Raw genomic sequence first — 25,401 nt, forward strand, 5'->3', positions numbered from 1 at the left:
GAGTCGTGTGATGCTCTCCACCCGCGACCTGGTCGTCGGCTACGACGAGCGGACCGTGCTCGACGGCCTCGACCTGGACCTGCCCGCCGACGCGTTCACCGTGATCGTCGGACCGAACGCGTGCGGCAAGTCCACCCTGCTGCGCACGATGGCCCGACTGCTCAACCCCCGCCGTGGCACGGTGCTGCTGGACGGCACCGCGATCCGCGACCTGCCCACCCGGGAGGTGGCCCGCCGGCTCGGGGTCCTCCCGCAGAGCCCACTGGTCCCCGAGGGCGTCACCGTGGCCGACCTCGTCGGGCGCGGCCGACAGCCCTACCAGCGGTGGTGGCGGCAGTGGTCGTCGGAGGACGGCGTGGCGGTGGAGCAGGCGATGACCCTGGCCGACGTGGCCGACCTGGCCGACCGGCCGGTCGACAGCCTCTCCGGCGGTCAGCGGCAGCGGGTCTGGATCGCCATGACGCTCGCCCAGGACACCGACGCCCTGCTGCTGGACGAGCCCACCACCTTCCTCGACCTGGCCCACCAGGTGGAGGTGCTCGACCTGCTGCACCGGCTGCGCGTCGAGCGTGGCCGCACCGTCGTCGCCGTGCTGCACGACCTCAACCAGGCAGCCCGTTACGCCGACCACCTGGTCGCGATGCGCGCCGGCGCGGTGGTCGCCGCCGGGCCGCCCCGGGAGATCCTCACCGCCGACCTGGTCCGCGACGTCTTCGGGCTCGCCTGCGTCGTCGTGCCCTGCCCGGTGACCGGCGCGCCGCTGGTGGTGCCCGCCCACACCGGAGGCAACACCGCTGGCACCGCCGCCGCGTCTGCCGGCGTGGGCGGCACCGATTCGTCGGGCGCGCCCGTGCCGGACGCCCGACCCGCCACCGGCGACGCGGCCAACCCGCTCGCCGACTCGTACCCCTCGAAAGGACTCTGATGCGTCGTCTCGTCGCCGCTCTCGCCGCGGCCGTCGCCCTCGGCGTCGGACTCACCGCCTGCGGTGAGAGCGACCCGGTCGCCGGCTCCGCCACCGGGGAGACCCGGGAGATCACCCACGCCATGGGCACCACCAAGGTTCCGGCCGAACCCAAGCGCGTCGTCGTCCTCGACACCGACAAAATCGACACGGCGCTGTCGCTGGGCATCACGCCCGTCGGCGCGGCGACCGCCGGTGAGGCGAAGAGCTGGCCGACCTACTTCGGGGCGGACAAGCTCGCCGGCATCAAGGAGGTCGGGGTCCTCACCGAGCCCGACCTGGAGGCGATCAACGCGCTGAAGCCGGACCTCATCCTCGGCAGCAAGTTCCGCCAGGAGAAGTTCTACGACGAGCTGGCCGCCATCGCGCCGACCGTGTTCACCGACAAGGTGGGCATCACCTGGAAGGAGAATCTCCTCCTCGACGGCAAGGCGCTCGGCCGCGAGCAGCAGGCCAAGGACCTGCTCGGGGCGTACGAGAAGCGGGCCAAGGACTTCGGCGCGAGCCTCGGCGACGCCTCCGCCCGCAAGGTGTCCATCGTGCGGTTCATCCCCGGCAACATCCGGGTGTACGGCCCGGACTCCTTCTCCGGCATCGTGATCGGCGACACCGGCCTGGGCCGCCCCGAGCGGCAGCTCCTGGCCAACAAGGAGGACAAGCGCTTCGACCTGGTCAGCCCCGAGCGGATCAACGAGGTCGACGGTGACGTCATCTTCGTCACCGCGTACGGCGACAAGGCCGCCGCCGAGCAGACCAAGGTCGCCGGCGGCACCCTCTGGAAGGGGCTCGGCGCGGTCAAGGCCGGCAAGGCGTACCCGGTCTCCGACGAGATCTGGATGACCGGCATCGGCGTCGGCGCCGCCAACAAGATCCTCGACGACCTCACCAAGTACCTCCCCGCCGCCTAACGCGCGCGCCGCCCGGCCGGCGCCGCCCCGCCGGCTCCATGATCCGCGCAACTTCGGGGAAATTGCTGCCTCACTAGCTTCTGAGGCAGCAGGATCCCTGAAGTTGCGCGGATCATTGCTCGTCGGGGTCAGCGGGGTTGGTAGCCGGAGCGGGACCGCAGGGCGTGGCGGAGTTCGTTCAGGAAACCCTCGAAGTCCTCGCGGAATCGCTTCGCGGTGACATGCAAAACGATCCAGTCATCGCCGATCAGGCGGTTGAGGCGGCGCCGGTCGCGGTGGAACTGCTCAGGATCGTGGTGCCACAGACCGTCGTACTCGACGGCGACCTTGAGATGCGGCCAGGCCAGGTCGAGCCGGGCCACGAATCTGCCGTCGCGCTCCACGATGAACTGGGTCACGGGTGTCGGCAATCCGGCGAGCACGATCCGCACCCGAAGTCGGGACTCCGGGGCCGACTCCGCGCCCGCGTCGGCCAGTTCGGCCACCCGCATCATGCGCTTCCAACCCCGTTTGCCGACGTGCGTCCGGGCGTCCGACAGCAATTGAGGGAGCGCCACCAGACGTTGGTGGGCGAGGCGATCCACGATGGCGACCGCCTCCTCCGTCTGCAGCCACTGGGCCAGATCCCAGCATGTGCGTGTCGGCGTCGTCAGTGGGATGTCCTCACGTACCGCGACGTCGGTGGCGGCGATTGTGCCGGTGTGCACAACGAGCCCCGACACCGGCCCGAACCGCTGACCGGCGGGCACGAGCACGTCGAGGGGCTCATGGGCGGCGACCGAACCTGCCCCGTAGAGGGCTGCCGCGCTGCGACCTGTGATCACCGCGCCCGGTGGCAGCACCCACCGTGCCGCGGCGGCACAACGAGTGCGGTGGGTGACCGCCAGTTGGGCGTCGGCGTAGACATCCCGGAACAGCGGGCGCCACGCCGCGCTGCGCAACTCCGTCCGGCTGAGCAGGCCTTGGGCGACGACGAGGGAGCCGCGGAAGACGCGTCCCTGCAACCTCGCCGGCCGTCGTGGGGAAACAGGCATGACGACACATTGGCCGGCAGCCGTGCCGGCCAGCAGCCCCTGTGGATAACCCCTCGCCTCATCCGGAATGCCAAGATCCGCACAACTTCGGTGTTCGTGCTGCCTCCGAAGAACGCGAAGCAGCAGTATCCCCGAAGTTACGCGGATCTTGGCTGGGTCTGTGTGGTGGGGGTGGCGGGCGGGGTTAGGCGGCGGTGGACCAGATGGCGCGGAAGGCGGCGGCCTCGCCGGCGAGCCAGCGTTCGATCTGTTCGGGTTTGGCGTCGGAGGGCATGCGGTGGGCCTGGCCGCGGCGGACGTCGACCAGGACCGGCTCGGCGTGCGGCAGCACCGCGTCCATGTGTCGGGTCATCAGGTGCAGGGTGGCGAGGACCGACTCCTCGCTCGGCGGGGTCTCGTCGAAGTGCAGCCGGACCGCCTCTGCGCGACCGTCGGCGTGGCGTACCCCGAAGTGGGGGTTGATCTTGACGGGCAGGTCACCCAGCATGGCCAGGGCGTCGCGGGTCTGGGCCAGGTCGAGAGCGGCCGGGTCGCCGAGGGAGTGCAGCCAGGCCGTGGCGCCGGGAACCAGCGCCTGGTAGAGCGGGCGCCAGCGTGGCTTGACCACGTCGACCACGCCGGTCAGGTGGGTGCCGCCGGTGTGGAAGGCGATGTCGGCCTTGAGCGCCTTGACGAACTGGCCGTGCGGGTTGAAGCCGGAGCGGCTGGCGCGCTGCTTGCGCAGACCACCCACGAAGGTCGCCTTGGTGGGGCCGGTGCGGTCGACGTAGCGGGTGAAACCGAGCAGTGTGGCGTAGGGGGTGAGGGGCGTGGAGGCGGGCGCGGTCACGGGCGTCCTCCCAGTCGTAATCCTGCAGGTCAGGAACTCGATTAGTACATACATTCTAATCGACGGGTCTGACATCGCCCAGCGAAAACGGGGGTGCGGAAGACGCGACAAAGGGGGCCGCCCGGCGTACGGACGACCCCCTCGTCGGTAGGACTGCTAGAGCTGCCCGACGTCGGTGATCCGGACCACCGCGGCACCCACCTCGTCGGAGGCGGCCAGGTCGATTTCGGCGCTGATGCCCCAGTCGTGGTCGCCGTCCGGGTCGTCGAAGATCTGCCGGACGGTCCACCGCTCCCGGCCCTGCTCGATCATGAGCAGCGCCGGCCCACGGGCGTCCGGGCCGACGCCGATCGAGTCGTACGCCTCGAAGTACGGCGCCAGGGCGTCGGCCCAGGCGTCGTAGTCCCAGCCGTCGCCGGCGTCCAACTCGGCGAGCAGGTCCCAGCGGCGCAGCGCGGCCAGCTCGACCCGGCGGAACAGCGCGTTGCGCACCAGCACCCGGAACGCCCTCGCGTTGCGAGTGACCGCGGGTGGCCGGTCGGTCAGGGCGGCGTGCGCCTGGGCCACCTCGGCCACGTCCGACGGGTTGCGCAGCCGCTCCCACTCGTCGATGAGGCTGGAGTCGACCTGCCGGACCAGCTCACCCAGCCACTCGATGAGGTCGATCAGCTCCTCGGTCTTGGCGTCCTCGGGCACGGTCTGGCGCAGCGTCTTGTACGCGTCGGCCAGGTAGCGCAGGACGAGGCCCTCCGAGCGGGTCAGCCCGTAGAACTGCACGTACTCGGTGAAGGTCATCGCCCGCTCGTACATGTCGCGGACGACGGCCTTGGGGGAGAGCTGGTGGTCGGCGACCCAGGGGTGGCCCTGCCGGTACATCTCGTACGCGGCCTCCAGCAGCTCCGCGAGGGGCTTCGGGTGGGTCACCTCGTCGAGCAGTTCGAGGCGGGCCTCGTACTCGATGCCCTCGGCCTTCATCGCGGCGACCGCCTCGCCGCGCGCCTTGAACTGCTGCGCGGAGAGGATCTGCCGGGGGTCGTCGAGGATCGACTCGATCACCGAGAGCACGTCCAGGGCGTACGACGGGGACTCGGCGTCGAGCAACTCGATAGTGGCCAGGGCGAGGGGGGAGAGCGGCTGGTTGAGGGCGAAGTCGAGCTGGAGGTCGACGGTGAGCCGGATCCGCCGGCCGGTCTCGTCCGGCTCGGGCAGCTCCTCGACGACCCCACCGGCGCGCAGCGCGCGGTAGATGGCGATGGCGCGGCGGATGTGCCGGCGCTGCGCGGCGGGCTCCTCGTGGTTGTCGGTGAGCAGGTGCCGCATCGCGGTGAACGCGTCCCCGGGTCGGCCGATCACGTTGAGCAGCATCGAGTGGCTGACCTGGAAGCTGGAGGTCAGCGGCTCCGGCTCGGCGTCGACCAGGCGGTCGAAGGTCGGCTGACCCCAGCCGATCGACCCCTCCGGTGGCTTCTTGCGAACCACCTTGCGCCGCTTCTTCGGGTCGTCGCCGGCCTTGGCGAGGGCCTTCTCGTTGTCGATGACGTGCTCGGGGGCCTGCACCACGACCCGGCCGATGGTGTCGTAGCCGGCCCGGCCGGCTCGCCCGGCGATCTGGTGGAACTCCCGGTTCTTGAGCAGCCGGGTACGGACCCCGTCGTACTTGGACAGGCCGGTGAACAGCACGGTGCGGATCGGCACGTTGATGCCGACGCCCAGCGTGTCAGTGCCACAGATGACCTTGAGCAGGCCGGCCTGGGCCAGGGTCTCGACCAGCCGGCGGTACTTGGGCAGCATGCCGGCGTGGTGTACACCGATGCCGTGCCGGACCAGCCGGGACAGCGTCTTGCCGAAACCGGACGTGAACCGGAAACCGCCGATCGCCTCGGCGATCATGTCCTTCTCGGCGCGGGAGCAGACGTTGACGCTCATCAGCGCCTGAGCGCGTTCCAGCGCGGCGGCCTGGGTGAAGTGCACCACGTACACCGGGGCCTGCTTGGTCTCCAGCAGCTCCTCTAGCGTCTCGTGCAGCGGCGTCATCGCGTACGAAAAGATCAGCGGGACCGGTCGTTCGGCCGAGCGGACGACGGCGGTCGGCCGTCCGGTACGCCGGGTGAGGTCGTCGACGAACCGGGTGGTGTCCCCCAGGGTCGCGGACATCAGGACGAACTGCGCCTGCGGCAGCTCGATGATCGGCACCTGCCAGGCCCAGCCCCGGTCGGGTTCGGCGTAGAAGTGGAACTCGTCCATGATCACCTGGCCGACGTCGGCCCGGTCGCCCTCGCGCAGGGCCAGGTTGGCCAGGATCTCCGCGGTGCAGCAGATGATCGGGGCGTCGGCGTTGACGCTGGCGTCGCCGGTCAGCATGCCGACGTTCTCGGCGCCGAAGACCTCGCAGAGGGCGAAGAACTTCTCCGACACCAGAGCCTTGATCGGCGCGGTGTAGAAGGTGGTCCGGCTGTCGGCGAGCGCCGCGAAGTGCGCGGCGATCGCCACCAGGCTCTTGCCCGAGCCGGTGGGCGTGTTCATGATCAGGTTGGCGCCGGAGACGATCTCGATGACCGCCTCCTCCTGATGGGGGTAGAGGTCGAGGCCGCGCTCCTTCGCCCAGCCGGCGAACGCGTCGTAGAGGGTGTCGGGGTCGGCGCTTGTCGGCAGCGCGGCGGTGAGCGTCATAGCCTGTCCATGGTGCCTGGATCATGCCCCGGTACGCCAACCCGGCGCCCGTCGGGCCCCGATCCGGGCCTGCTCGTCACCGTCGGCGGTAGATCAGGTCGGCGACCGGCCGGCCCGCGGTGAGCGCCCGCCGCTCGAACTTCGTCACCGGGCGGTGCGCCGGACGTGGCGCGAAGCCGCCGTACGTGTCCACCAGCTCCGGATCGGCGTTGAGGGTCTCGCGCATCGCCTCCGCGTACTCCGCCCAGTCGGTGGCGCAGTGCAGCGTGCCGCCGGGTGCCAGCCGGGAGCGCAGCAGCGCCACGTGCGCCGGCTGGATGATCCGGCGCTTGTGGTGGCGGGCCTTCGGCCACGGGTCGGGAAAGAAGACGTGTACGGCGTCCAGGACGCCCTCCGGCAGGCCGCTGACCAGCTCCAACGCGTCACCGCGAGCTACCCGGACGTTGCCCAGCCCGGCACGGTCCGCCAGGTCGAGGAGGTTCGCGATTCCCGGCGTGTGCACCTCCACCGCCAGATAATCTCGATCCGGGTCAGCGGCGGCCATCACGGCGGTGCTGTCGCCCATCCCCGAGCCGATCTCCAGCACCACGGGCGCTCGGCGGCCGAACAGATCGGCCAGGTCGACGGGTTCGTCCGACACGTCCAGGCCGTAGCGGGGCCACAGCCGGTCCAGCGCGTCGGTCTGCCGGCCGCTCATCCGGCCCCGACGGGGGTGGAACGTGCGGATCGTCCGGCTCGTGGGCGGGACGGCGGGGTCATGGTCGGTGGCGGTCACAGCGACCCGAGCGTACGCGACGACGCCCGCGGATCGGATGTGATGTGCGACCGGAAATGAGAGGATCCAACTGGTACGGCAGGCCGGGCGGTCCGCTGCCCGGCACGCCGACACGGCGTCGAGAGGGGGCATCGTGACAGCGACCCGCGGCGGCGTCACCCTGGCGGTGCTGACCGTTCTCGCCGGCCCCCTGCTGGCCGCCACGCCCGTGTCCGCAGCGCCCTCGGTGGCGGTGCCCTCGATGGCCGTGCGTGCGGTGGCCGTGCGTGCGGTCGCGGCGCCGCAGCCCGGCGCGCCGAGTGGCGCGCCACAGCCCGACCCGCCGGTGGACATCTTCGTCGAGGTGAGCCCCAGCACCGTGCAGCCCGGCTACCTGGTCGGCATCCGGGCCAGCTGCCGGGACAACTCGGTCGGCGCCACCGTGGTCTCCGACGCGTTCGGAGCGGTCGGCGTGCAGCCGCAGAACGGACTGCTCACCGCCGCGCCGATGGTGCGGGATCGCACCCGCCCCGGCAACTACCGGGTCAAGCTGGAGTGCCGCGACGGCGAGACGGCCTCGACCATGCTCCAGGTGGTCAAGAAGGTGCCGGCCTATCCGAGTCGCGGCCCGGCCACCGGCTTCGGCGGCGGCGCCGATGGACTGACCGGCAAACTGCTGCTGCCCGGTGGGGCGGCGTTGACCATCACCGGGCTGATCCTCGCCGTGGTGGCGCTGCGCCGGCCCCGCACCGTCCGTGGCGTCGCGCGCCGCTGAGCCCGCCATGGAGATCTTCCGTCCCACGCAGCCGCCGGCCGGTTCTCGTCCGCCGATCGCCGGCAGATCCGCGCCGCCTGCTGGTGGACGTGGGCCGGTGGACGACGGTCGGCCGGTCCTCGACCGCCTTCCGGATTCCGAGCGTCCCTCGGTGGCCGCCCGCCCGCCTACCGCCGTCGCTCCGCGGCGCAGCCGTCCGGCCGGCCGTAGCCCCTGGTCGGTGCCGCTGGCCGTGGTGCTGGTGCTGGCGGGGGTCTTCGCCACCGGGGCGGGGCTGGGCCGCTCGGCCGGACCCTTCGACCTGACCCCGGCCGGCGGTGACCGGCCGGCCCGCGGCGAGTCGGTCGGGTTGTCGGCCAGTCGCCCGGTGCGTCTCACGGTCCCGGCGATCGAGGTGGCCGCGCCGGTGGCGCCCGTCGGGCAGGCGCGGGACGGCTCGATCGCCGTACCGCCGTTGGAGCGGCACAACGAGACCGGCTGGTACGACCGCGGGCCCACGCCCGGCGAGCCCGGCCCGGCGGTGATCGTCGGACACGTGGACACCAAGAGCGGCCCGTCGGTCTTCTACGACCTGGGCAAGCTGAAGCCCGGCGACCTGATCGAGGTGGCTCGGGCGGACCGGTCGACGGTGGTCTTCAAGGTCGACACCGTCGAGCATTTCCCGAAGGACCGGCTGCCCGCCGATCGCATCTACGGCCACGACGGTCCTCCCGGACTGCGGCTGATCACCTGCGGTGGCCAGTTCATCGGGGGCCGCACCGGCTACGCCGACAACGTGATCGCCTTCGCCAGCCTCCAGTCCTTCCGCAAGCCCTGAGGCTGACCCCGGCCAGACCGGCTGGGCCACCCCCCTCGCTGGGCCGCCTGGTCGTCTGGCCGGCCGCTGCCGCTTGATCGACTCGGGGTCATTGACGTCGGGGTGTCGCGCCGAGCTGGACACTCCGGTTTCGCTGAACTCGAGTGGATCAACTAGCGGCGTGCCCGCAGGTTGGCGCGGGCGTCAGGTCAAGAAAGCCAGGAGCTGGCGGGTGGTCTCGTCGGGGGCCTCCTCCGGTATGAAGTGCCCGACACCGACCGGCTCGCCGCGCACGTCGTCGGCCCACTCCCGCCAGATCGCGAGCGGGTCGTCGTAGAGCTTCGCGACCTGACCGCGTTGGCTCCAGAGGAACAGCACCGGGCAGGCGATCCTCCGGTTTTCCCGGTCCGCCTCGTCCTGCTGGTAGTCCAGTGTCGCGGCCGCGCGGAACTCCTCGCAGATCGCGTGGACCGTGGCGGGATCGCTGAACTGCCTGGCGTACGCCGCCCGCACCTCGGTCGGGAAGGCGTCCTTCACCTCGGGCCAGGTGTCCAGCATGAAGTCGACGAGCACCGTGGGCGCCGCGTCGATGAACCGCTCGGGCACCGGCGCCGGCGCCGCCAGGAAGGACCAGACCCAGTAGGAGAGGCTGAACGCCTTGTCGGCGCGGTTGTAGACGTCCCCGACGGGAACGACGTCCATGACGGCCAGCCGGGTGACGGCACCTGGTTCGTCCAGCGCGAGGCGGTAGGCGCAGCGGGCTCCGCGATCGTGGCCGACGAGGTGGAACCGGTCATGACCCAGGCTCCGCATCAGCTCGACCTGGTCGCGGGCGATGGCCCGCATGCTGTACGGCTCGTGATCCGCGCTGCTCGGCGGTTTTCCACTGTCGCCCCAGCCCCGCAGGTCGGTGGCGACGACGGTGAAGCGCTCGGCGAGCCGCGGCGCCACCCGATGCCACATGAGATGCGTTTCGGGAATGCCGTGCAGGAGCAGAACGGGAGGGCCACTTCCGCCGCGGCGGCCGTGGATCCGGGCACCGGACGTATCAACGTCGAACTCTTCGAATCCGTCGAACATGCCAGGATCCTCCGCGACTCCCTGGGATCGCCGGTGCCAACGGCTTGTCGAGGCGGGGCTCCGGTCGGCGAGCCACGACGCTATTTTCGCCGCTTGATCCCCTCGGGATCAGTGAAATCGCGCTATCCCACGATTGGGACACCCCCACTTCACCCCCGAACCGGAGTGGATCAAGCGCGGGCCTGCCGTCAGGGCTGGGGGACGTGCAGGGCCACCTCGAACTCCAGGAGGCTGGCGCCGCTGGAGACCGGCGGGCGGGGCTTGTCGCCGGGCGCCGCGGCGTGTGCGGCGCGCGACGGGCCGGCGGCCCACGCCTGGTACGCCTCCTCGCTCTCCCACTTCGTGTAGACGAAGTACCGGGTCTCGCCGGCCACCGGCCGGAGCAGGTCGAAGCCGAGGAAGCCGGGGGAGTTCTCCACCGCGCCGGCCCGCGCGGCGAACCGCTTCTCCAACTCCGGGCCAGCGCCCGGCGGAACGTCAATTGCGTTGATCTTCACGACTGCCATCTGCCCACCCTAACCAGCTCAGAACGTCTCGACGGCGGGCACCAGGTCCGCGTCGACCACGATCGGGGCGTGGTCGGAGGGCCCTTTGCCCTTGCGGGCCTCGCGGTCCACGTACGCCGAGCGGACCGCCCGGGCGAACGGCGCGGAGGCGTACACGAGGTCGATCCGCATGCCCTTGTTCTGGTGGAACATGCCGGCCCGGTAGTCCCAGTACGTGAACGGGTGCGGGCCCTTCATCGGCGTTGGCACCACGTCGTCGAGGCCCAGGTCGCGCAGTGCCGCGAGAGCCGCCCGCTCGGCCGGAGTGACGTGCGTGGAGTGGGTGAAGACGGCCGGGTCCCAGACGTCGGCGTCGGTCGGTGCGACGTTGAAGTCGCCGCAGACGGTCAGCGGCAACCCGCCGGCCAGTTCGGCCTCCAACGCGTCCCGCAGCGCCGCGAACCAGGCCAGCTTGTACGCGTAGTGCGGGTCGTCGGGTGTCCGCCCGTTGGGCACGTACACCGACCAGACCCGCACCCCGTCGCAGGTGGCGGAGATGGCGCGGGCCTCCGGCTCGGGAAAGCCGGGCTCGTCGGCGAACCCGACCCGGACGTCGTCGAGCCCCACCCGGGACAGGATGGCGACCCCGTTCCAGCGGCCGTCGCTGTGACTGGCCACGGTGTAGCCCAGCTCGCCCACCTCGGCCACCGGGAAGGCGCCGTCCGGGCACTTGGTCTCCTGCAGGCAGACCACGTCCGGCCCGGTGCCGGCCAGCCACTCCAGCAGCCGCGGCAGCCGGGCCTTCACCGAGTTCACGTTCCAGGTCGCCAGGCGCATGCCCCCAGCCTGCCGTATCCGCTGCCCCGCCGCCCGGTCAGCTGCCCGGGGTGTCGCCGGGACGGGTCTGTTCGGCCAGGAACCGTTCCAGCTCCGCGCCGAGCTCGTCGGCGGTGGGCAGCGGACCGGCGTCCGGAGCGAGCAGGCTCTTCTCGCCCCGACCCCGGGCGAACGTGTCGTACTGCTCCTCCAGGGCCTGGACCAGGGCGGCGGCGTCCTCGGTCTGGGCGACCTGCCGGTCGATCTCCACCCGGACCACCTCGGCGGCCGAGCGCAGCCCGTCGCCCGGCAGCAGCAGCCCGGTGCTGCGTGACACGGAGGTGAGCAGCACCTCGGCGGCGGCCGGGTATTCGGTCTGCGCCACGTAGTGCGGCACGTGGGCGGCGAAGCCGAGCGCGTCGCGGCCCTGCTCGCCGAGGCGGAACTCCAGCAGGTGACCGACGCTGCCGGGTACCTGAACGCGTTGCAGCCAGGGCTCGTACCCGGCGATCAGCTCGGGGCGGGTGGCGTGGGCGGTCACCCCGGTCGGCCGGGTGTGCGGCACCGCCATCGGGATCGAGTTGAGCCCCACGGTGAGCCGGACGTCCAGCCGGGCGGCGAGCCCGGCGACGGCCGCCACGAACCGTTCCCACTGCAGGTCCGGTTCGGGACCGGTGAGCAGCAGGAAGGGGGTCTCGTCGTCGTCGTGCAGCAGGTGCAGCTCCAGCCGGGGCGCGTCGACGCTCTCCCAGTGGTCCTCCACGAAGGTCATCACCGGCCGTCGCGAGCGGTAGTCGAAGAGCTGGTCCACGTCGAAGGTGGCGATCGGCCGGCCCTCAAGTGAGGTGAGCAGCTGCTCGCGGGCCAGCCGGCTGGCGTTGCCGGCGTCCACGAAGCCGGTGAGGGCCTGGATCAGGACCGGTTGCCCGAGGTCGGGCAGATCGTCGGTGAGCTGGTAGAGCTCGTGTGGGTCGAGCACCGGTGCGGACCTCCCTGGAATGTGCCTACGGGATGCCGACGCGACGGACGGCACCCGGTTCGGGCAACGTACCCGCCATCCTGGTGCATTCCTGCGTCGGGCGATCTGTCGGCTGGCTGATGGGCGTGGCCGGACTAATCACCCGAATACGTCGGCAGGCGGGTCCACGCTGCCTGAACGGTGGAGGGGTGCTTCGGCCCAAAGGCCGAGTTTATCGATCATGTCGAGGCGCGGGGTCCGATGTCCGGGCCTGTCGCCGCCCGTGCCGGCCTGCGTGCGACGCCTGCTTCATCCGGTACGCGAGGTACCTCCCCCGGGCGGGTCGAGCCGCCCGGGTCGTCCACCGGCGCACCCCGGATCTGTGGTGAGCGCCACGTGATCACCGTGCGTGATCGCCTTATCGGCCTGCCTAGCCTCGGTTGATGCGTGACGACGGCACCCTCGACGACCCGGACGCCCCGAGCAGCCCCACTGCCGATACGGAGGATGGCACCTCAACCGAACGGACAACCGCCGCGAGTCGGCTCCGGGCGTACGCCCGGGACCTGACCGGTCGACGTCGGGCGCGGATGGCCCTGGCCACCGGGGTGGTCTGCTGCCTCGGCCTGGCCACGGTCGCGCAGGTCCGCGACGACTCCGCCGACGCGGCAGCCCGGGTCGACCCGCTCGCCAGCAGCGCGGAGCTCGCGCAGCGTGCCGAGCAGCAACGCGCCTCCCGAGATCTCGACCGTGCCGCCGTCTCGACGGCCAGTCCGTCCGCCTCCGCGACCACCGCCGACCCGGACACGACCGCACGGGCCCGCAAGGTCACCCCGGTCCGACCGACCGACCCGGCGCCCGTCGCCGGGCTGGACGAGGACCAGATGGAGAACGCCGAGGCGATCGTCCGCGCCGGGCGCGAGATGGGCGTCCCCCGCCGGGGTCTGGTCATCGCGGTGGCCACCGCCATGCAGGAGAGCAACCTGTACAACGTGGCGAGCGGCGTGCTGCCCGAGTCGCAGGACTACCCGCACCAGGGCGTCGGCTGGGACCACGACTCGGTCGGACTGTTCCAGCAGCGCTCCAGCAGCGGCTGGGGCCCGGTGGGTCGGCTGATGGACCCGGAGTTCGCCACCCGACAGTTCCTCGCCGCACTCGAGCAGGTGCCCGGCTGGGAGCGGATGCGGCTCACCGACGCCGCCCAGGCCGTGCAGGTCTCCGCGTACCCGGAGCACTACCAGCAGCACGAGTGGCGGGCCACCCGGGTCGTCGACGCCATCCTGCCGAGCGGGCGGTAACCTACCGACCACTATGGACGGTCAGGGTTGAGCCTGTCGCGTCCCGGGTACATGTGTTGCCGGTTCGGGGTACACATGACAGAGGGATCATCGACAGGAGGACGTTATGTCACTGATGCAGCGGATCAGCGCTTTTCTGAGATCGCCCAAGGGGCAGCAACTGGTCGACCGCGGTCGGCGCGAGATGGCCAAGCCCGCCAACCAGCAGAAGCTCAAGGGGTTGGCCGCACGGCTGTCCAACCGCCGCCGCTGACCATCCCGTCGGCCGTCCCGCCCGCCGTACCGACCCCTGGGGAGCCCCGGTGACCGACACCCCGCCCGTCGGCGGCCAACCCGCCGCGCCCAATCCCCAGCCGCCCGTCAGCCCGCCGGCCGGGCCGTCGGACGCCGTGGAAGGCCCGCCGGCCCGACTCTGGGACCGGATGCGTGACGATCCGCAGTACGCTCCGGAACACCTCGCGCTGGAGGCGGTACGCCGCCTCGGCCCGGAGGCCGCGCAGTGGGCCGGTCGAGCCCGGGCCGAGCAGCCCGGCGTCTCGGCCGACGTCCTGGCCGACCAGGCGACCCGCAAGTTCGTCAACCTGGCCCGCCTCTCCGGGGCGGTGTCCGGTGCGGCCGGGCTGCCCGGCGCCGTACTCGACGTGGGTGTGCTGGCCTGGACCCAGGCACGGATGGTGCTGCACATCGCCGCCGCGTACGACGTCGACCCGCTGCACACCGACCGCGCCACCGACCTGCTGGTGCTCCAGCGGGTGCACAAGGTCGCCGAGAGTGCCCGCCTGGCGCTCGGGGTCGCCGCCGGGCGCGAACGCGCCGACGCGCTCTTCGGCCTGGGCGGCCACCGTCCGCTCGGGCGGGTCATGCTGCAACTCAGCGTCCGGCTGGCCCGGATGGCCGGTGTGCGGGCGGCCAAGCGCATGGTCGCCAAGGTCGTGCCCGGCGCGGCGATCGTGCTCGGCACCTGGGCCAACTCGTCGGCCACCAAGGATCTCGCCGAGCGCTCCCGGGCGCTCTACCGCCCGGGCGGCGCCGCTCTTCCGGCCCCTCGTCGTACCTGAGCGTCAGTCGGCCAGGCCGGAGGAGCGCCAGGTCACCTCGGCGAGCCGGCCCTGCCCGCTGACGTTGGGGTGGAACCAGTCCAGCGGGTTCAGCATGTCCAGGGTGAACCGGACCCGGTGCGCCGCGCCGCCGTCGTGCCGGCACCGCGAGCCGTACGCCCGGCACGCCGCCACCAGCTCGGCGTTGTAGGCGTCGATCCGGTCCCGGACGGCGGCCCGGCGGTTCCGGTCGGCCGTCGCGGTCGACGTCGCGTTGGCCAGCAGGGCGGGGCAGACGCCATGCCGCCAGGCGCGTACCGCCCGCGAATCGCCGTGCCCGACCTCCCAGAGCCGGTACAGGTCGGGAATGCTCACCACCAGCACCCGAGCCTTGGGCCGGCCGGTCCGCAGCGCCTTCAGGCCGCGGTCGACGTCGGCCCGGAACTCGGCCACCGGTGTCATCGCGTCCACCGCGCCCCGGCAGACGTCGTTGGCGCCGATCAGCACCGTGACGTAGTCGGCGCGGTCGCGTACCGCCGCCTTCGCCTGCCCCTCCAACGCGTCCGCGCGGGCGCCCGGACGGGCATGGTTGTACGTTCGGCCACGGATCGCCGAGTCCTGGTCGAGCAGCCGCCGGTAGTGGCTGCGTACCCGCAGGCCGTCCCCGGTCGACCAGGAGTTGCGCTCGCAGGAGGTGAGCACCAGGCAGGAGGCGAAGCCGGTGCTGATCGAGTCGCCGAGCGCGGCGATGCCGCCGGGCCCGCCGGACTGCGGGGCGCTCCTGGTGGGGCGGGGTGTCGCGGAACCACCCTCCTCGCAGGCCAACGCGACCAGCGCCGCGAGGCAGGCGAGTGCGGCGACCCAACGTCGAGGCATGACGTCCCCCGTTCCCGCAGCGCAGAGCGACAGCGCGGTAACTCTATGCGTAGGACGTGGTTTGTCGGGAAGTTGCTGTCGGGTATGCGGCAGAGCGCGCCACCGCTGCCACCCGGAGTGCTATACGCGCCGCCAGGGGGCCACCATCTCGCTGGCCCGGGCCGGATCGGCCCGCCGGGCGATGGCGACGGTCACCGGCACGGTCTAGATCATGGACATCTGTCCATCGGCGGTCGGCGGCGCGGCGAGGCGAGGCGAGGCGAACGGATGTAACCGAGCGCACCGGCCCGGCGCGACGGTACGAGCGCGCGGTACCGGTTAACACCGCCGATCGGGGGTAGGTCGGGAGGTATGACGAGATCGCAGCCCCGGCGCGCCCGTGGCACGGTCGGCCACGCGAACAGCGCGCTGAACCTCCGCCTCACCCTCGCCACCTTCGGCCTGGTGATCATGGTGCTGTTCGCGGTGCTGGCGTTCTGGGCCGACATCGTGTGGCTCGGCGTGGTCTGCGCGATCCTCGCCGTCGTCGCGGTGGTCGACCTGGTCGTGATCCAGCGCCGCCGCGCCGCCCGCCGCCGCGAGGAGCCGGGCGTACGACACTCGCTGTTCGAGTGACAGGAGGACGAGATGCCCATCGCCACCACCAACCCCGCCACCGGTCAGGTGCTCAAGACCTATGAGGCGATGTCCACCGAACAGCTCGACGCCGCCATCGAGCGGACCGACCTCGCGTACCAGCAGCTCCGTACGACCACCGTCGACCAGCGCGCCCGCTGGATGAACGCCGCGGCCGACCTGCTGGACGCCGAGCGGGACGAGATCGCCCGGATCATGACCACGGAGATGGGCAAGACGTACGTCGCGGCGCAGGCCGAGGTGACCAAGTGCGCCACTGCCGCCCGCTTCTACGCCGACAGGGCGCCGGCGTTCCTCGCCGACGAGCCGGCCGACGCCGCCGCGGTCAAGGCCACCCGGGCGTTCATCCGCTACCAGCCGATCGGCGTGGTGCTCGCGGTGATGCCGTGGAACTTCCCGCTCTGGCAGGTGATGCGCTTCGCCGCGCCAGCGCTGATGGCCGGCAACACCGGCCTGCTCAAGCATGCCTCGAACGTGCCGCAGACCGCGCTGCTGCTGGAGGACGTGTTCCGGCGGGCCGGCTTCCCCGAGGGGGCGTTCACCGCCCTGCTGGTCGGTTCGGAGGCCGTCGAGCGCATCCTCGGCGATCCCCGGGTCCGTGCCGCGACGCTCACCGGCAGCGAACCCGCCGGCCGGTCCATCGCCCAGATCGCCGGCCGGGAGCTGAAGAAGACCGTTCTCGAACTCGGCGGTAGTGACCCGTTCGTGGTGATGCCCTCGGCCGACGTGGACCGGGCCGCCGAGGTGGCCACCACCGCCCGTTGCCAGAACAACGGCCAGTCCTGCATCGCCGCCAAACGGTTCATCGTGCACACCGACGTCTTCGACGCCTTCGCCGAGAAGTTCGCCGCGAACATGGCCGCGCTGCGCGTCGGCGACCCGATGGACCCGAACACCGACGTCGGCCCGCTGGCCAGCGAGCGTGGCCGCGACGAGGTGCACGCCCAGGTGCGCGACGCGGCGGACAACGGCGCGAGCGTGCTCTGCGGCGGTGAGCTGCCCACCGGCGACGGCTGGTTCTACCCGCCGACCGTGGTCACCGACCTCACCCCACAGATGCGGATGTGGTCCGAGGAGGTTTTCGGCCCGGTCGCCGGCCTGTTCCGGGTGTCGTCCTACGAGGAGGCGATCGAGGTCGCCAACGGCACCAGCTTCGGGCTCGGCTCGAACGCCTGGACGCGGGACCCGGCCGAGCAGGAGCGCTTCGCCACCGACCTGGACGCCGGCAACGTCTTCATCAACGGGATGACCACCTCCTACCCGGAGTTGCCGTTCGGCGGTGTGAAGAACTCCGGCTACGGGCGGGAGCTGTCCGAGCTGGGCATGCGGGAGTTCTGCAACACCAAGACGGTCTGGGTGGGTGAGGGCGCCGCCTCGGCCGGCGCGGGCGCACACGCCGAGTAGTTCGCGGGCGCACACGCCCTGTAGTTCGTGGCGCGGAACGCATCAGCGGGCCCGGTCGTGGGTAGGAAGTGCGCCCATGACGTCGTTCGGTTTCCACGCCTCGCACGAGCAGATCGGTCCGCGCGCCCTGTTGGAGGCGGTGATGCACGCCGAGCGGGCCGGCTTCGACGCCGCCATGTGCTCCGACCACTTCTCCCCGTGGAGCGCCCGACAGGGAGAATCCGGCTTCGCCTGGTCCTGGCTGGGCTCCGCGTTGCAGGCCACCGGCATGCCGTTCGGCGTGGTCAACGCGCCCGGCCAGCGGTACCACCCGGCGATCATCGCGCAGGCGATCGGCACCCTCGGCGCGATGTACCCGGGCCGGTTCTGGGCCGCGCTGGGCACCGGTGAGGCCAGCAACGAGCACATCACCGGCGACCCGTGGCCGCGCAAAGACGTCCGCGCCGCCCGACTGCGCGAGTGCGTGGACGTGATCCGCGCGCTGCTCGCCGGCGAGGAGGTCAGCCACGACGCCTGGTCCGGGTGGACCGGGCCCGCCTCTGGACCCGCCCCGAGCAGCCGCCCGCGCTGGTCGGCGCCGCCGTCAGCGTGGCCACCGCCCGCTGGTGCGCCGAGTGGGCGGACGGCCTGATCACGGTGAACGCCCCGGTGGCGCACCTGCGCGAGATGATCGACGCGTACCGGGACGCCGGCGGACGGGGGCCGCTGCACCTTCAGGTGCACGTCTCCTGGGCGCCCGAGCAGGCCCAGGCCGAGGCGCTCGCGTACGACCAGTGGCGCAGCAACGTCTTCGCCCCGCCGGTCTGCTGGGACCTGGAGACCGTGGAGCACTTCGACGTGGTCTCCGCCGACGTGCCGGCCCAGCGTGTCGCCGAGGTGGTGAACGTGTCGGCCGACCTGGGCCGGCACGTCGGTTGGCTCCAGGAGTACGTGGAGCTCGGCTTCGACCAGATCGCCCTGCACCACGTCGGGCAGGAGCAGCGCGGGTTCATCGACGCGTTCGGTGCCGAGGTGCTGCCGAAGCTACGCCCGGGCGGCTGATCGGGGCGCGGTACGCCTACCCCTAGGCTCGTACCCCATGGAAAGCCTGTTTCCGGTCGTCGTGTTCCTGGCGATCGCCACCCTGGGCGCCGCGCTGGCCCGCCGGCTCGGCCTGCTCGCGCCGATCGTGCTGGTCGTACTCGGCCTGGCGCTGTCGTTCGTGCCGGGCTTCCCGCAGGTCGAGCTCGATCCCGAGCTGGTGCTCGTCGGTATCCTGCCGCCGCTGCTCTACGTCGCCGCGCTGGAGACGTCGGTACCGGCGTTCAAGAACAACATCAGGCCGATCCTGCTGCTCGCCGTTGGCCTGGTGTTGTTCACCGCGTTCGTGGTCGGGTTCGTGCTGCACCTGCTGCTGCCGCAGCTGCCGTTCGCGATCTGCCTGGCTCTCGGCGCGGTGGTCGCCCCGCCGGACGCGGTGGCCGCCACCGCGGTCGCCCGCCGGGTGGGTCTGCCCCGCCGGGTGGTCACCATCCTGGAGGGCGAGAGCCTGATCAACGACGCGACCGCGCTGGTGCTGCTGCGGGTCGCGACGCTGGCCACCATCGGCTCGGCGGTCGGCACCGCCGAGGTCGCCGTGGAGGTGCTGCGGGCCACCGGCGGCGGCATCCTGATCGGCGCGCTCGGCGCGCTGGTCTTCGGCTTCCTGCACCGGCGGATCAGCGACCCGCTGCTGGACAACGCGCTGTCGTTGATCATCCCGTTCGCGGTGGTGTTCACCGCCGAGCACGTGCACGCCTCCGGTGTGGTCGCGGTGGTCGTCACCGGTCTGGTGCTCGGGCACAAGCTGCCGCAGCTGCTGTCGGCGGCGTCCCGGTTGCAGGTCGGCGCGTTCTGGCGGCTGGTCCGATTCCTGCTGGAGGGCCTGGTCTTCCTGCTGGTGGGGCTCCAGTTGCGGGAGGTGCTGCGCGACCTCGACGAGCCGGTCGGCTCGCTCGCCATGACCACCTTCGCGGTGCTCGCCGCCGTCTTCCTGACCCGGTTCGTCTGGCTCTTCCCGGCCACCTACCTGGCCCGGTTGGTTCCCCGGGTGCGCCGCCGGGACGTCCGGCCGTCGCCCAAGTTCCCGATCATCATCGGCTGGGCCGGCATGCGCGGTGTGGTGACCCTGGCCGCCGCACTCGCTCTGCCGCTGACCCTGGCCCATGACGAGCCGTACCCGAGGGCCCTGTTCATCTGGCTGGCCTTCGCGGTGATCGTCTTCACGCTGGTCGGTCAGGGCGCCACGCTGCCGCTGGTCGCACGCCGGTTGAAGCTGCCGCAGGACGACCCGGTGCAGGACGCGCTGTCCGCCGCCGGTGTGCAGCAGCAGGCCAGCCGGGCGGCCCAGGAGCGTCTCGACGAACTGGCCGACAGCGCGCCGGAGGCGGTGGTGGCCCGGCTGCGCCGGGCGTCGGAGGACCGCACCAACATGGCGTGGGAGCGGCTCGGAGGCGCCGAGCGGGAAACCCCGTCACAGGCGTACGGTCGGCTACGACAAGAGATGATCGACGCCGAGCGGGATGTGTTCCGGGCCGCCCGGGACGCCGGTCGGATCCCTGAGGAGGTGCTGGTGCAGGCCTATCGTGACCTGGACCTGGAGGAGTCGTTGCTGCGGGAGGTCGAGAAATGAGCTGTCAGCACCTGACCGAGGCCGGTGCCGCCGAACCGCGCACCCCCGACGAGTGCGCGGACTGCGTCGCCATCGGCGACACCTACTGGGTGCATCTGCGCACCTGCCTCAGCTGCGGGCAGGTCGGCTGCTGCGACTCGTCGCCGAACCAGCACGCGAGCAAGCACTACGAGTCCACCGGCCACCCGGTGATCCGCTCGGCGCAGCCGGGCGAGGCCTGGCGCTGGTGCTACGTCGACGAGGAGATCGGCTGACCGCTGGCCGAGGTCGGTTCGGCGCGGCTTGCCAGGGCTCGTCGGGTGAGCGGTGGCACGGCCAGACCGGCAGCCGCGAGCAGGCCGGCCAGGGCCAGCCAACCGATCGGGCCACCGTCGAGGATCAGCCAGGTCAGTAGCGCCGGCCCCGCCGCGCGGGCCAGCCCGGCGAGCAGCGCGTCCGCCCCCTGGTAGGCGCCGAGGGCATCCGGGGCGGCGAGGTCGTAGGCCAGTGCAGCCCCGGATGCGCCGTGCCACAGATCGCCGACCGTGTAGATCACCGTCGCGCCCAGCAGCAGACCGACCGCCGCCGTGGTGGGCAGGACGGCGGTCGCGGCCCAGAGCGGCATCCCGGCCGCGAGCACCAGCCCGGCCCGGCGCATCGTCGCCGCCGCCGGCAGCGCGTGGCGGACACCGCGACTCAGCCGTACCGCGAACAGCACGGTGAGCAGCGTCGGGTCCGAGGGTCGCGGCGGTCGGCGAGCCCGCCGAGCGGCACGCTGGCGGTGAGCCCGACCAGTCCGGCGAGGGTCAACCCGAGCCCCACCTCGGTCGGGCTCAGCCCGACGACGCGCGTCAGGTAGAGCGCCGCGCCGGTCACCCACAGCCCGGTGCCGACGGTGTTGGCGAGAGTGGCCAGCGACAGGGTGCGCAGCCGACCGGGCGGCGGCAGCGGCGACAGAGACCGCCAGCGGCCGCGAATGTCCGCCCGCGTGCCCACCCTTCGACGCTAGGGCCGACGCACGCGCTTCGATGCCCCGTTCCGTGCGGCGCCCGTCACAGCTACGCATGCGGCGACCGCCGCCTCTGCCTACCCCTCCAGCATCGACCGAAAATAGAACAGATGTACGACAACTTCGGCGGCTGCTCCCGAGGAGGTCAGGTCACCGGGCGACTCGTTCACGTCATCAGCTCGAAAGCGTCCGCCCGGGAACGCGTCGACCGCGCGACCTCCGTGCGACGCGGCGCACCGCCGAGGGGTGCGCCCACTCACCATCAGGTGATCAGAATGGGCTGGTGCGCCCGGGGAGGGCGGCCACCAGCAGGGGGTCAGGTCAGCGAGCAGGCTGCGCCGTTGACCGTGATCAAGCCCGGGGTGGGATTGGCGCCGCCGGCGGTCGTCGCGTTGAAGCCGAACGTCACCGTGCCGCCGGGCGCGATCCTGGCGTTGTGCGACTCGTTGCGCGCGGTCACCGTCGCGCCGGACTGGGTGACCTTCGCCAGCCACGCCTCGCGGACCCGCTGGTCGCCGGTGAACGCGAAGCGCACGCTCCAGCCGTTGACGGCCGTGGCACCGGTGTTGCGGACGGTCAGCTGTGCGGTGAACCCGCTGCCGCCCTGCCAGGCGCCGTAGTTGGTGTAGCCCACCGAGCAGGTGGTGGCCGGCACCGCGCCGGCGTCACCCTGATCGGCCAGGAACGACGCGATCCACGCCAGCGCGGAGTTCCAGTTGATGGCCACCTCGTTGGTCGCGTACGAGTTGATGTCGTCGACGTAGCAGAACTGCGGCGCGCAGCCGGCCAGCAACTGCGCCGCGAACGGGTCCTGCAGGGCGGCGTTCGCGCCACCGGCGAGGGAACCGTCGGGCGGGCGGGGCAGGCTCGGGTCGAGCTGGTGGCCGAAGATGCGGCTGTGCTGGTTCTGCGCCGCGTGCTCGCCCCAGCCGGTGACGTAGGAGATGTTCAGGGCGTTGCGACCGAAGATGTAGTCCATCGCCTGCGCCGCGCCGTCGCGGTAGGCGGGGTTCCGGGTCAGGTCGAAGGCGGTGGCCAGCACCACGGCGTTGTTGATGATGTTGCTGTTGCCACCCCAGAAGTAGCTGTTGGCGTCTCCAGGCATCGGCAGTCCGTACGCCTGGCGGCGCAGCTCGGCGAGGTACGCGTCGGCGGCGGCGGTGACCGAGGCGCGTACGCGGGCCAGCTCGGCGGCGGGCAGCCCGTTCGGCACGGTGGCCAGGTCGAGGCGGCCCAGCGCCGCGACGCTCTGCCAGCCGAAGCCCCGCGGGTCGAACACGTTGCCGGTGTGGTGCGGCGAGGCCGTCAGGTCGGCCAGGTAGGTCTGCGCCCCGGTGCTGAGGTACAGCTCGGCCGCCGCCCAGTAGAACTCGTCGGTGACGTTGGTGTCGTCGTACGCGCGCCGCCGGTGCTGTCGGCCGGGCTGGCGTACACCGCGGGGTGGGCCTTCGCCGCGGCGTAGGCGGTGGTCGCCGCGGTGGCGCAGCGGGAGGCGAACGCCGCGTCGTACGGCGCGTAGAGCCTCGCGCACTGGGCGGCGGTGGCGGCCAGGTTGAGGGTGGCCGCGGTCGACGGCGGGTGCAGCTCGCGCGGCTGCGGGTCCTCGTGCGGGGCGAGCGGCAGCCCGGTCCAGTTCTGGTCGTGGATCTTGTGGTGGACCATGCCGGCGAGCGGCTTGCCGGCCGGCACCTGCATGCGCAGCAGGAACTCCAGCTCCCAGCGGGCCTCGTCGAGGATGTCCGGCACACCGTTGTCACGTTCGGGCACCCGCAGGGTGCGTCGGCGAGTCCGGCGCCGCCGTCGGCGGTGGACGCCGTCTTGGTCCGCTCGAAGGTGTTCAACAGTTGGTAGGTGGCGATGCCGCCGTTGACCACGTACTTGCCGTGGTCGCCGGCGTCGTACCAGCCGCCGCGCACGTCCAGCGAGTAGTCGCAGACACCCGGCTGGCAGGGCACGTTGGTGTCGCCCTTGTTGGGTGCCACGCCGAGGTGCCCGGCGGGGCGGGCGTACTCGTCGCCGATCAGGTCCCCGTCGATGGCGATGCCGCTGCGCTGGGCGTAGAAGAACTGCAGCGAGTCGGAGCGCAGCTGGTCGTAGAGGGTGCCGGAGATGTCGAACGGGTGGCTGGTCTCGCCGTCGACGGTGAGCGTCAGCCCGGTGCCCGGGGTGCGGTAGCTGGAGAAGTCGACGGTCTGCACGTTCTGCCCGGAGGCGGCGTCGACACCGCGCGCGGTGGTGGTGCCGCTGGCCACGACGGCGCCGGCGCCCGATCGCAGCTGCCAGGGCAGCGGCTCGGTGGCCTCGGTGACCACGGTGGCGTTCTTCGGCCCGCCGGGCAGGTAGCCGACCTGGTTGACGCGCACCCGTGGGCCGGTGTCCGGCTCGTACGGCTCGGGCGGCTCGCCGCCGCGCAGCGAGACGTCGTCGAGGCAGACGGTCTGCGTCTCGGGGGAGCCGCCGACCTGGAAGATCAGTTGGGCGTTCTGGTTGTCGTCGGGGACGGTGAAGGTCTGCTCGACGCGCTGGGCGGTGGCGGTGGCGGTGGCGTCGACGGCGGCGTACGTGGTGTACGGGGCGCTGCCGAGCTGGAGCACGGCCTTGACGGCGGTGCCGGGTGTGGCGGAGACGGCGAAGCCGAGGGTGTACTCGGCGCCGGCGACCAGCGGTACTCCGTCCTGGCCGATGCCGGCGTCCCACGGGTTGGCGAGCCCACCCGCGACGGTGGCGCAGAGCCGCCCGTCGGTGACCGCGAGCGCGCCGGTGCCGAAGGAGAACCAGGGGCTCACGCCCGCGCTGAAGTCGCCGTTGTCGATCTGCTCGGGGGCGTCCGGTGGTGGGTCGGCGTGGGCCGCGCCGGCGCCTGCGCCGGTGAGGGCCAGGGCAGTCGCCGCGGCCAGCAGGAGGCGGCGTGGGGGTGTCGTCACGGGGAGTCCTTCCGGGACGGAATGGGGACGGTGGCGGTGGCGCACCTGGGAGCGCTCCCAGGTATCGGCTCGATGTTTCCAGTGGCGGCACGTCCTGTCAATTGATCTGACTGGATGGGTTCTGGCGTCCGACGAGGGCGACCGGCGCGTCCGGCGCGTACCGCGACGCCTTGGTGCGGACGTGAGATTGACCGCGCCACGCCCCGTCGTCCTGATCTCCTAGAGACAACTGCGCCCTTCGCCTGGCAGGCTGCCTCCCATGACCCTGAAGCTGCGTTCCGTGGGAACGAGCGACCGTGGGCTGATCCGCAGCGGAAACCAGGACGCCCTGCACGCCGGGACCTGGCTCGTCGCCGTCGCCGACGGCATGGGCGGAATGGCCGCCGGCGACCTGGCCAGCGCGCTCACCATCGACGCGGTCGCTCCGCTGGACGTGGAGACGCCCGAGGACGCCCTGGTGGCCGCGCTCCAGGGCGGCATAGCCGTGGCCACCGCGCGGATCCGACAGGCGGTCGCCGAGGATCCCGAGCGTCAGGGCATGGGCACCACACTGACCGCCCTGCTCTTCGCCCGTACCGGCAGCTGCCTGGCCCTGGCCCACGTCGGCGACTCGCGGGCCTACCTGTTCCGCGAGGGCGTGCTCAAGCAGGTCACCCGGGACGACACCTTCGTCCAGTTGCTGGTGGACCAGGGCGTGATCACCGCGGACCAGGCCAGCAGCCATCCGCGCCGGGCGGTCGTCACCCAGGCGTTGCAGGGCGAGGACGTGTCCCCCTCGTACGCGACGATGGTGCCCCGCGCCGGCGACCGGTGGCTGCTGTGCAGCGACGGCCTCTCCAACGTGGTCCGTCCGGACACCCTCGCCGAGGTGCTCAGCGACCACCCGGACCGGGCGGCCTGCGCGGGCAAGCTCATCGACCTGGCGCTGCACGCCGGCGCACCGGACAACGTCACCGTGGTGGTGGCCGACGTGGTGGAGGAGTGACCGGCGCTCAGCGCCGGCGCGGCGTGACCCGCCGGGTGGGCGTCGCGGTGCCCGGGTCCTCCGGCCACGGGTGCCGCGGATAGCGACCGCGTAGCTCCGAGCGCACCTGCGGGTAGCCGGTGCGCCAGAACGACGCCAGGTCGGCGGTGACCGCCACCGGCCGCCCGGCGGGGGAGAGCAGGTGCAGCAGCACCGGCACCCGACCGTCGGCGATGCGCGGAGCCGCCGGCCAACCGAACGTCTCCTGGAGTTTCACCGCCAGCACCGGCGCCGCCGGATCGGTGTAGTCGACCCGGATCCGTGAACCGCTGGGCACCTCGATGCGCTCGGGGGCCAGCTCGTCCAGCCGGGCGGCCTGCCGCCAGGGCAGCAGCCGGCGCAGCGCCGAGGCCACGTCCACCCGGGCCAGGTCGGCGCGGCGTCGGGCGGTGGCCATGAACCGCTGGGCACCTCGATGCGCTCGGGGGCCAGCTCGTCCAGCCGGGCGGCCTGCCGCCAGGGCAGCAGCCGGCGCAGCGCCGAGGCCACGTCCAC

Annotated in this window: 24 protein-coding genes and 2 pseudogenes; 13 read left to right on the forward strand and 13 right to left on the reverse strand. The window is 72.1% G+C overall.

The features are described from left to right. The first annotated feature begins 10 nt into the window (after positions 1–10). Positions 11–925, forward strand: coding sequence for an ABC transporter ATP-binding protein (locus JNW91_RS11185; RefSeq protein ID WP_203174813.1), 915 nt, complete (start codon positions 11–13; stop codon positions 923–925). Then, positions 925–1,872, forward strand: a complete 948-nt coding sequence (locus tag JNW91_RS11190; protein WP_203174814.1) for an ABC transporter substrate-binding protein — start codon at positions 925–927, stop codon at positions 1,870–1,872. The genes JNW91_RS11185 and JNW91_RS11190 overlap by 1 nt, the downstream gene beginning before the upstream one ends. A gap of 128 nt (positions 1,873–2,000) precedes the next feature. Here JNW91_RS11190 and JNW91_RS11195 read toward each other — a convergent pair whose 3' ends face one another. The 4 genes from JNW91_RS11195 to trmB all read right to left on the reverse strand — a co-directional run bounded on the left by JNW91_RS11195 (position 2,001) and on the right by trmB (position 7,180). Continuing rightward, on the reverse strand, positions 2,001–2,714 hold the full coding sequence (locus tag JNW91_RS11195) for an endonuclease domain-containing protein (RefSeq protein WP_203174815.1): 714 nt from the start codon (positions 2,712–2,714) through the stop codon (positions 2,001–2,003). A 376-nt stretch (positions 2,715–3,090) separates the two neighbouring features. Beyond that, positions 3,091–3,735: a hypothetical protein gene (locus tag JNW91_RS11200; RefSeq protein ID WP_203174816.1), complete on the reverse strand. Its 645-nt coding sequence runs from the start codon at positions 3,733–3,735 to the stop codon at positions 3,091–3,093. Between the two features lie 156 nt (positions 3,736–3,891). Beyond that, positions 3,892–6,405: a DEAD/DEAH box helicase gene (locus tag JNW91_RS11205; protein WP_203174817.1), complete on the reverse strand. Its 2,514-nt coding sequence runs from the start codon at positions 6,403–6,405 to the stop codon at positions 3,892–3,894. A gap of 76 nt (positions 6,406–6,481) precedes the next feature. Next, entirely contained in the window at positions 6,482–7,180 is a 699-nt protein-coding gene (trmB, locus tag JNW91_RS11210) for a tRNA (guanosine(46)-N7)-methyltransferase TrmB (protein WP_203174818.1), read from the reverse strand. Positions 7,181–7,310: 130 nt separating this feature from the next. Here trmB and JNW91_RS11215 point away from each other — a divergent pair, with 130 nt between their 5' ends. Together JNW91_RS11215 and JNW91_RS11220 are read left to right on the forward strand one after the other, a co-directional pair. After that, positions 7,311–7,934 (forward strand): hypothetical protein, encoded by a 624-nt coding sequence (locus JNW91_RS11215; RefSeq protein WP_203174834.1) that lies wholly within the window; start codon positions 7,311–7,313, stop codon positions 7,932–7,934. Positions 7,935–8,085: 151 nt separating this feature from the next. Beyond that, positions 8,086–8,751 carry a class F sortase gene (locus JNW91_RS11220; protein ID WP_203174833.1) on the forward strand — a complete coding sequence of 222 codons (666 nt, stop codon included), beginning with the start codon at positions 8,086–8,088 and terminating at the stop codon, positions 8,749–8,751. Positions 8,752–8,934: 183 nt separating this feature from the next. Here JNW91_RS11220 and JNW91_RS11225 read toward each other — a convergent pair whose 3' ends face one another. From JNW91_RS11225 to JNW91_RS11240, 4 genes are all read right to left on the reverse strand, one after another. Next, a complete protein-coding gene (locus JNW91_RS11225) occupies positions 8,935–9,810 on the reverse strand; it encodes an alpha/beta fold hydrolase (protein WP_203174819.1) in 876 nt (291 codons plus the stop codon). Positions 9,811–9,998: 188 nt separating this feature from the next. Then, the gene (locus JNW91_RS11230; protein ID WP_203174820.1) at positions 9,999–10,316 is read right to left on the reverse strand and encodes an antibiotic biosynthesis monooxygenase family protein; all 318 of its coding nucleotides are present in this window, start codon (positions 10,314–10,316) and stop codon (positions 9,999–10,001) included. An 18-nt stretch (positions 10,317–10,334) separates the two neighbouring features. Beyond that, a complete protein-coding gene (locus JNW91_RS11235) occupies positions 10,335–11,132 on the reverse strand; it encodes an exodeoxyribonuclease III (protein WP_203174821.1) in 798 nt (265 codons plus the stop codon). 37 nt (positions 11,133–11,169) lie between these two features. After that, positions 11,170–12,090, reverse strand: a complete 921-nt coding sequence (locus tag JNW91_RS11240; protein WP_203174822.1) for a proteasome assembly chaperone family protein — start codon at positions 12,088–12,090, stop codon at positions 11,170–11,172. A 422-nt stretch (positions 12,091–12,512) separates the two neighbouring features. Here JNW91_RS11240 and JNW91_RS11245 point away from each other — a divergent pair, with 422 nt between their 5' ends. The 3 genes from JNW91_RS11245 to JNW91_RS11255 all read left to right on the forward strand — a co-directional run bounded on the left by JNW91_RS11245 (position 12,513) and on the right by JNW91_RS11255 (position 14,425). After that, positions 12,513–13,367, forward strand: coding sequence for a peptidase M23 (locus JNW91_RS11245; RefSeq protein ID WP_203174823.1), 855 nt, complete (start codon positions 12,513–12,515; stop codon positions 13,365–13,367). A gap of 106 nt (positions 13,368–13,473) precedes the next feature. Continuing rightward, entirely contained in the window at positions 13,474–13,620 is a 147-nt protein-coding gene (locus tag JNW91_RS11250) for a hypothetical protein (RefSeq protein ID WP_203174824.1), read from the forward strand. 49 nt (positions 13,621–13,669) lie between these two features. Beyond that, a complete protein-coding gene (locus JNW91_RS11255) occupies positions 13,670–14,425 on the forward strand; it encodes an EcsC family protein (RefSeq protein WP_203174825.1) in 756 nt (251 codons plus the stop codon). 3 nt (positions 14,426–14,428) lie between these two features. On the opposite strand, the gene JNW91_RS11260 is transcribed toward JNW91_RS11255, so the two are convergent. After that, positions 14,429–15,280 carry a GDSL-type esterase/lipase family protein gene (locus JNW91_RS11260; RefSeq protein ID WP_203174826.1) on the reverse strand — a complete coding sequence of 284 codons (852 nt, stop codon included), beginning with the start codon at positions 15,278–15,280 and terminating at the stop codon, positions 14,429–14,431. Between the two features lie 351 nt (positions 15,281–15,631). Here JNW91_RS11260 and JNW91_RS11265 point away from each other — a divergent pair, with 351 nt between their 5' ends. From JNW91_RS11265 to JNW91_RS11285, 5 genes and pseudogenes are all read left to right on the forward strand, one after another. Continuing rightward, positions 15,632–15,895, forward strand: a complete 264-nt coding sequence (locus JNW91_RS11265) for a DUF6343 family protein (protein WP_203174827.1) — start codon at positions 15,632–15,634, stop codon at positions 15,893–15,895. A 12-nt stretch (positions 15,896–15,907) separates the two neighbouring features. After that, entirely contained in the window at positions 15,908–17,320 is a 1,413-nt protein-coding gene (locus JNW91_RS11270) for an NADP-dependent succinic semialdehyde dehydrogenase (RefSeq protein ID WP_203174828.1), read from the forward strand. A gap of 76 nt (positions 17,321–17,396) precedes the next feature. Beyond that, positions 17,397–18,361 (forward strand): annotated as a pseudogene (locus tag JNW91_RS11275) (TIGR03885 family FMN-dependent LLM class oxidoreductase). Positions 18,362–18,398: 37 nt separating this feature from the next. After that, entirely contained in the window at positions 18,399–19,970 is a 1,572-nt protein-coding gene (locus tag JNW91_RS11280) for a Na+/H+ antiporter (protein ID WP_203174829.1), read from the forward strand. Continuing rightward, a complete protein-coding gene (locus JNW91_RS11285) occupies positions 19,967–20,224 on the forward strand; it encodes a UBP-type zinc finger domain-containing protein (RefSeq protein WP_203174830.1) in 258 nt (85 codons plus the stop codon). Before JNW91_RS11280 ends, JNW91_RS11285 begins: the two co-directional genes overlap by 4 nt. Here the strand turns inward: JNW91_RS11285 and JNW91_RS11290 are convergent. The 3 genes and pseudogenes from JNW91_RS11290 to JNW91_RS11295 form a co-directional block, all read right to left on the reverse strand. Then, a complete protein-coding gene (locus JNW91_RS11290; protein ID WP_305070405.1) occupies positions 20,200–20,667 on the reverse strand; it encodes a hypothetical protein in 468 nt (155 codons plus the stop codon). The genes JNW91_RS11285 and JNW91_RS11290 overlap by 25 nt on opposite strands. Continuing rightward, complete coding sequence (locus JNW91_RS33330) at positions 20,646–20,945, reverse strand: MFS transporter (protein ID WP_305070406.1); 300 nt, start codon at positions 20,943–20,945, stop codon at positions 20,646–20,648. The genes JNW91_RS11290 and JNW91_RS33330 overlap by 22 nt, the downstream gene beginning before the upstream one ends. 329 nt (positions 20,946–21,274) lie before the next feature. Beyond that, positions 21,275–23,882: pseudogene (locus tag JNW91_RS11295) on the reverse strand (glycoside hydrolase family 9 protein). A 259-nt stretch (positions 23,883–24,141) separates the two neighbouring features. On the opposite strand from JNW91_RS11295, the gene JNW91_RS11300 reads away from it, so the two are divergent. Beyond that, entirely contained in the window at positions 24,142–24,867 is a 726-nt protein-coding gene (locus tag JNW91_RS11300) for a PP2C family protein-serine/threonine phosphatase (RefSeq protein ID WP_203174831.1), read from the forward strand. Between the two features lie 7 nt (positions 24,868–24,874). Here JNW91_RS11300 and JNW91_RS11305 read toward each other — a convergent pair. Then, positions 24,875–25,401: ATP-dependent helicase C-terminal domain-containing protein (locus JNW91_RS11305; RefSeq protein WP_407664308.1), on the reverse strand; the 527-nt coding region annotated here is incomplete at its 5' end.

The organism is Micromonospora parastrephiae, assembly GCF_016802865.1.
Lineage (GTDB): Bacteria > Actinomycetota > Actinomycetes > Mycobacteriales > Micromonosporaceae > Micromonospora > Micromonospora parastrephiae.

Coding starts and splice junctions, on each gene's coding strand:
- JNW91_RS11185 (WP_203174813.1), top strand. CDS start 11: ATGCTCTCCACCCGCGACCTGGTCGTCGGCTACGACGAGCGGACCGTG.
- JNW91_RS11190 (WP_203174814.1), top strand. CDS start 925: ATGCGTCGTCTCGTCGCCGCTCTCGCCGCGGCCGTCGCCCTCGGCGTC.
- JNW91_RS11205 (WP_203174817.1), bottom strand. CDS start 6,405: ATGACGCTCACCGCCGCGCTGCCGACAAGCGCCGACCCCGACACCCTC.
- JNW91_RS11225 (WP_203174819.1), bottom strand. CDS start 9,810: ATGTTCGACGGATTCGAAGAGTTCGACGTTGATACGTCCGGTGCCCGG.
- JNW91_RS11230 (WP_203174820.1), bottom strand. CDS start 10,316: ATGGCAGTCGTGAAGATCAACGCAATTGACGTTCCGCCGGGCGCTGGC.
- JNW91_RS11235 (WP_203174821.1), bottom strand. CDS start 11,132: ATGCGCCTGGCGACCTGGAACGTGAACTCGGTGAAGGCCCGGCTGCCG.
- JNW91_RS11245 (WP_203174823.1), top strand. CDS start 12,513: ATGCGTGACGACGGCACCCTCGACGACCCGGACGCCCCGAGCAGCCCC.
- JNW91_RS11250 (WP_203174824.1), top strand. CDS start 13,474: ATGTCACTGATGCAGCGGATCAGCGCTTTTCTGAGATCGCCCAAGGGG.
- JNW91_RS11260 (WP_203174826.1), bottom strand. CDS start 15,280: ATGCCTCGACGTTGGGTCGCCGCACTCGCCTGCCTCGCGGCGCTGGTC.
- JNW91_RS11265 (WP_203174827.1), top strand. CDS start 15,632: ATGACGAGATCGCAGCCCCGGCGCGCCCGTGGCACGGTCGGCCACGCG.
- JNW91_RS11270 (WP_203174828.1), top strand. CDS start 15,908: ATGCCCATCGCCACCACCAACCCCGCCACCGGTCAGGTGCTCAAGACC.
- JNW91_RS11280 (WP_203174829.1), top strand. CDS start 18,399: ATGGAAAGCCTGTTTCCGGTCGTCGTGTTCCTGGCGATCGCCACCCTG.
- JNW91_RS11285 (WP_203174830.1), top strand. CDS start 19,967: ATGAGCTGTCAGCACCTGACCGAGGCCGGTGCCGCCGAACCGCGCACC.
- JNW91_RS11300 (WP_203174831.1), top strand. CDS start 24,142: ATGACCCTGAAGCTGCGTTCCGTGGGAACGAGCGACCGTGGGCTGATC.